Source organism: Kitasatospora sp. NPDC057542 (assembly GCF_042801945.1).
Lineage (GTDB): Bacteria > Actinomycetota > Actinomycetes > Streptomycetales > Streptomycetaceae > Kitasatospora.
This window is the reverse complement of sequence record NZ_JBHVFE010000554.1, coordinates 1-5,356: the sequence shown is the minus strand read 5'-3', so window position 1 is coordinate 5,356 and position 5,356 is coordinate 1. Positions and strand designations below refer to the sequence as shown.

Annotated in this window: 4 protein-coding genes and 2 pseudogenes; 2 read left to right on the top strand and 4 right to left on the bottom strand. The window is 68.5% G+C overall.

Going from position 1 to position 5,356, the window contains the following annotated elements; translation table 11 throughout:
• Window positions 1-91: 91 nt before the first annotated feature.
• Window positions 92-547: a hypothetical protein gene (locus tag ACFU7Y_RS39350; protein ID WP_380771245.1), complete on the bottom strand. Its 456-nt coding sequence runs from the start codon at window positions 545-547 to the stop codon at window positions 92-94.
• Between the two features lie 241 nt (window positions 548-788).
• Here ACFU7Y_RS39350 and ACFU7Y_RS39345 point away from each other — a divergent pair, with 241 nt between their 5' ends.
• Window positions 789-1,829, top strand: coding sequence for a ferritin-like protein (locus ACFU7Y_RS39345; protein WP_380771244.1), 1,041 nt, complete (start codon window positions 789-791; stop codon window positions 1,827-1,829).
• Window positions 1,830-1,997: 168 nt separating this feature from the next.
• On the opposite strand, the gene ACFU7Y_RS39340 is transcribed toward ACFU7Y_RS39345, so the two are convergent.
• A complete protein-coding gene (locus ACFU7Y_RS39340; RefSeq protein WP_380771243.1) occupies window positions 1,998-3,401 on the bottom strand; it encodes a DJ-1/PfpI family protein in 1,404 nt (467 codons plus the stop codon).
• Window positions 3,402-3,529: 128 nt separating this feature from the next.
• A complete protein-coding gene (locus tag ACFU7Y_RS39335; protein WP_224280275.1) occupies window positions 3,530-4,510 on the bottom strand; it encodes a GlxA family transcriptional regulator in 981 nt (326 codons plus the stop codon).
• 224 nt (window positions 4,511-4,734) lie between these two features.
• On the opposite strand from ACFU7Y_RS39335, the pseudogene ACFU7Y_RS39330 reads away from it, so the two are divergent.
• A pseudogene (locus tag ACFU7Y_RS39330) lies at window positions 4,735-5,061 on the top strand (IS5 family transposase); the annotation flags it as partial.
• Here ACFU7Y_RS39330 and ACFU7Y_RS39325 read toward each other — a convergent pair.
• Window positions 5,057-5,149: pseudogene (locus ACFU7Y_RS39325) on the bottom strand (helix-turn-helix domain-containing protein); the annotation flags it as partial. The pseudogenes ACFU7Y_RS39330 and ACFU7Y_RS39325 sit on opposite strands and share 5 nt — an antisense overlap.
• Between the last annotated feature and the right edge of the window lie 207 nt (window positions 5,150-5,356).

Below are 5,356 nucleotides of genomic sequence, written 5' to 3'. Positions count from 1 at the left end.
CAACGGCTCCAACGCGGGACCACGACGACGCACCGGAACATCTGGAGAAGGACTCATGAACGATCTAACGACGGATCTCTGGCGCAGGACACTAGCCGCGATAGGAGTGCGTGGTCAGTGGCCGAGTGCCGTCCGGGTTCATCCGGGGCGCCGGGAACAGCCATCGGCGGCCGCCGGGCCAACGTTTAAGGACGCGCTGCTGCTTGGCGGCGATCTCGCCCTCGACCTCCTCGTCGATGGGGACCAGGGCTTCGCGTTTCATCTTCCGGTTGAGGTAGCGCAGGTAGGCGGCGCCGTCGGTGTCCCGGATGATGCAGTCGAAGGCCAGGTGGCAGGCGTCGCCGACCCGCAGCCCGCAACGCATGAGGATCAAGGTCAGGACCCGGCCGTCGGGGGTGTGCCAGCGGTCGAGGTTGGCGCTCTGTTCGACCTGGGCCATCACATGCTCGGCCAGAGCCCGGGGCAGCCGCTTGTCGGGGCAGGGGAAGTCATCGGGGTCATCTGATGAAATTGCGGCCGCTTCCAAGGTGAGCTCAAAAGTCGCCATGGAGTGATCTTGGAGCGGTGAATTCTCTGTTCAGGGCAACCGTTCTTGGGACTCTACGCCGAAGGAGTCTTCACCCGTCTGACCGCTTTTGCCGCGATCCACCCCGGGAACGATCACGGGCGCACTCAGCGGCGTGCGGAGTCGCTCTGATTTATCGCAATCGGCTCCAGAACTTCTTCTTGGACTTCGTCCACGTTGACCCGACCTGCCCGCCGCTTCCGCCGAACGAACGGGAACCGCCGTGACCACCTTCGCCACCAAGCCGATGCCGATCGCCGAACTGATGGAGATCCCAAAGGCCGATCACGACCTGAAGTGGATCAAGGATAGTCTGCAGTCCGCCATCGCCCTGGAGTTGTCGACCCTGCCGCCCTACCTGTGCGGCATGTGGTCCATCAAGACCAGGAGCTCCGAAGCCGAGGCACTGATCAAGGGCGTCGTCTACGACGAGATGTTCCACATGGGGATGGCGTGCAACATGCTGTCGGCGATCGGTGAGACGCCGCACATCCTCGCCGCGGCCCCGACATATCCCGGCAAGCTGCCGGGCAATGTGCGGCCGACGATCGACGTGTATCTCCAGGGGCTGACCCAGACGTACGTCCGGGAGGTCTTCATGGAGATCGAGATGCCCGAGAGCCCGCTCGCGCCCCTGTACGAGGAGTGGATCACGATCGGAAAGTTCTACGACGCCGTGCGGGACGCGTTCGACAACGTCAAACCGCCGATCGGATCGGGCCATCAGATGGAGAGGCAGATCGGCAGGAACAAGCTGGAGAAGTTCACGTCGGTCGACCAGATCATGAAGGCGATCGACGTGATCAAGGAGCAGGGAGAGGGCACCAGCCACCTCCCCGACGACCCCACCGCCGACGGACGGTTGGCCCACTACTACGGCTTCGGTGAGATCTGGAAGGGGCACAGGCTGGTACCCACGCCCACCGGCCCCACGGCGTACGACTGGATCGGGGATCCGGTCCCCTTCCCCGAGACCTACCCCATGGGAAGGCTCACGGCGGAGCGCTGGCCCAACCCCACGGAGAAGGTGCAGGGACTCCTCACCGCCTTCAACGACAAGTACACCGAGATGCTCAGCCTCATGGAGAAGGCATGGCGGGACGGCGACGACGCCGCGCTGGGCCAGTCGATCATTGCGATGTACGCGCTGAAGCCGGCTGCGCAGGAGTTGATGGCCGAGCCCCTGCGGGATGATAGCGCCCATGTGTACGGGCCCGAGTTCCTCATCCACTCAGCCCACCCCGGCCACCCCAAGCACGCCTGACCCGGGCGATACCGCCGCATATCGCCAGGGTGCGGCTCAGCCGGCGGGCGCACTCGTTGGTAAGCCCACGACGCGTAGCGCCCGCCCTCGTCCCCGAGGTAGCGCTCCAGCACGCCGAGCTGACTCCACGCCGGTGCGCATGCCAGCGCGCTCGTAGCGTCAGGGGAGCTACGCCGTGGGGCGCCGTCGTCGAACCGTGTGTCGGATCGCCGTCGGTGCCAGCCCCACCCCCACGCTCACAACGACCGCCGCCGCGGCCAGCAGAGTGGACCGCCAGGGCCAGGACGCGCCGGTCAGCTCCAGGTGGGCCGAGGGGTACTCGGAGAACTTCGCGGTGGCCAGCGCCGTACGACGGTCGCTGTGCTCGGCAAGGTCCCGCAGCACCGGATCGAAGCCGAACTCCCCGGACCGCCGTCCTCCGCCGGGCAGTTCGGCGGCGAGCCCGTTGCGGCGGGCCCAGTCGCCCAGCGCGCTGCCGAGGCCGGAGGCGTTCTTGACGCCGGGCACCACGAAGCGATCCGCCCCGTGGGCGCCTCCCTTCGCCGGCCGGGTGACGAGGACCAGGCCGTGGCGGGTGGTGACGGTGTCACCGGCGCCGATCACCAGCGTCCGGGTGGCGAAGGAGACTCCGCCGTATCCCTCGAAGGCGGCGGCCGCGTCGATCTCCTCGACGCCGTCGACCAGGCCGATGGCCGTGGTGGGGCGCAGCCACGGGAACGCGGCGTTGAAAGCGTACGGGAGGTCGCCGAGGGCGAGATGGTTGGCCGGTATCGTGGTCGGTCCGTCCGGAGTCCAGCCGGGGTAGGACAGACCGGTGCCGATACGGGTCGCCTCCGCCTTGCCGGCGAGTTCCTCGACCAACCGCAGCGCACCCAGGGTGCCGGAGGTGACGCCCGCGGTGGTGGTCACCCGCCCGTCCTCGACGTAGCGCTGCCCGCGCTTCCAGTCGACCTTCGGGTAACTGCGTTCCAGGGAGCCGATGTTGGACCAGAACGACGTGGCGTCGCGGTCGTCGAGCAGACCGGAGGTGGCCAGCAGCTCGGAGCCCGCGCACACCCCGAGGATTCGGGCGCCCTTGCGGTGGCGTTCGACGATCCACTGACGCAAGCGCTCCTCGCCCGCGCCGGTGGGGTCGGTCACGGCGGGCACGACCACCACGTCGGGTTCCGGCAGAGTGCCGTCCGCCACCTCGGCCAGCGTGTGGTCGGGCAGCAGATGGGCGCCGCCGGACAGCGGGGAGACGCGGCGTTCGGCGGCCACCGTGTAGACGAACATTTTCTGCGACTCGGCGAACACCTGATAGGGCGCGAGTACATCGGTGGCCACGGAGCCCTCGTTGCTGACCGCGACCGCCACCGTGGTTCTGCCCTCGGGCACCGGCCGGGCGGCCGGCCACACCCTGGCATCGGATCCGCGGGGGGCGGCGGCGAAGCTGTCGGCCATCGACGCGCTCACCCCCGCGAAGGCGATCCCCGCGAAGGACGCAGCCGCCAGGGCTGTGCCCAGCAGTACCCAGCCGATACGGCGCAGCGCCCGGTGCCGCTTGCGCGGCCCGGAACTCGTCTCGAGCAAGACATACCTCAACAATCCGGGCACGTTTTGGCAGCACGGTGCCGTCGGCCCTCGTGGAAACGGAAAAGGGGGAAGAAGCGGGGGGAAGCAGTTGGGAAAGAGGCCCTTCGCCGAGGAGGCCGGGTCCGTCAGACAGTCGGCCGCAGTGGTGCGCGCAGCAGCGAGGGCGGGGCTCCGAAGGCGTCAGCGACCACCCGGCGCAGCTGCCGGGCGTCGCGGAATCCGCACCGGAGCGCGACCGCCTCCACCGTCAGGTCGGTACCGGACAACAGGGTGCGGGCCCGCTCCAGCCGCAGTTGCCGCTGGTAGGCGAACGGGGTGATGCCGGCGGCTGTGGTGAAGGCCCGCGTCAGACCGCGCGGGGACAGCCCGGCGATGCCGGCGAGTTCACGCAGGGTGAAGGCGGCGTCCAGATGCTGCGCCAGATGGTCCTGCACCCGGTGCACCGCGGGCTGGACATGGTCGCGGTGCCGCAGGAACGGACTGATCTGTGCCGCGTCCCCGTCCCGCCGCAGATACAGCACCAGTTCACGCGCGACTCCCGCGGCCAGTTCCGGGCCGCGCTCCCGCTCGACCAGGGACAACGCGAGATCGATCCCCGACGAGATGCCCGCACTGGTGCTGATCCGCCCGTCGTGCACGTAGAGCGCGGCCTCACGCACCCGGGCCCGCGGGTACCGGTCGCGCATCGCCGAGGTGAGCGACCAGTGGGTCGTGCACGCCCTGCCGTCCAGCAGCCCCGCCTCCCCCAGAACGACTGCACCGCTGCACACGGACGCCACCCGGGCACCCGCGTCGTAGGCCTCGCGCACCCAGCGCACCACGGCGGGTGACACCGGCCGGTCGGATCCGGTCAGCCGGGGGCCCGGCACGAGCACCAGATCACCGGCTGCCGCCCGGCTCGTCGGCAGCGGTGCCAGCCCTGCCAGTCGCAGGCCTTGGGCGGACCGCAGACCATCCGCCTCGGCGACGTACTCCAGCTGGTAGCCGCCGCCGAGATGCGCCGCAGCGTCGAACACCTGCACGGGACCACCGAGGTCCAGCAGATTCACCTCGGGCAGCACCAGTACCAGCACCCGCCCGGTACACCCGTTCATCTCCTCGCTCACCCCGCCACGGTAGGCCGCCACGAACCGTCCGCACGAGGTCTCCCAGGGACGGACGGCGGACAGATCTGGCACTGGTACTCCAGCTGTGGATCGTGATCAGGCGTCGTGAGACGCCGCCCTTCGTGATCGCCAAGCTGCAGTGTGTTGGCAGGACACCCGCCGAGCACCTAGGGCTTGTCCGCCCGATCATGTGACTATCGCCTGCCTTGCTCGTTGGTCCGGGCATGGGGCGGGGTGATCTGACAGATGCCGAGTGGGAACGGCTGAGGCCGTTCCTGCCGGTGAGCAACAGGCGTTGTGGCCGGTGGCGTGACCACCGGCAGGTGATCGACGGGATTCTGCACCGGGTGCGGACGGGCGTTCAGTGGCGTGACCTGCCCGAGCGCTTCGGACCGTGGAAGACCGTCTACGAGCGGCACCGGCTGTGGTCGGCCGACGGGACCTGGGAACGGCTGCTCCAGCAGGTGCAGGCCGAAGCGGACGCGGCAGGCGAGATCGACTGGGACGTCTCGGTCGACTCCACGATCGTGCGGGCCCACCAGCACGCCTCGAGATACCCAGATGCCGGGCGATCCCCCGGATCGGCATGTGCTCGGCCCGGTGCAGCCGACGGATCTCAGCCCAGTCCTCCACGGAAATCGCCCTCTCCTCCTGACCCTCAATGAAGATCAGGATGATCAGACGATCGCGAGGTGGGTCACCGTTGATCCGCCGTTCAGCGGTCAGTTTTCAGGTTCTGGATCACTTTTCGGATGCTGTTGGTGATCTTCATGAGTGACGGGTTCGAGTCCCGCCACCCGGTGGTTGGCACAGTTGCTGGAAGCGGGTGGTTGGGCCTGTTCGATG

Excerpts from the sequence above, each read along its gene's own strand:
- ACFU7Y_RS39350 (WP_380771245.1), bottom strand. The coding sequence starts at position 547 with ATGGCGACTTTTGAGCTCACCTTGGAAGCGGCCGCAATTTCATCAGAT.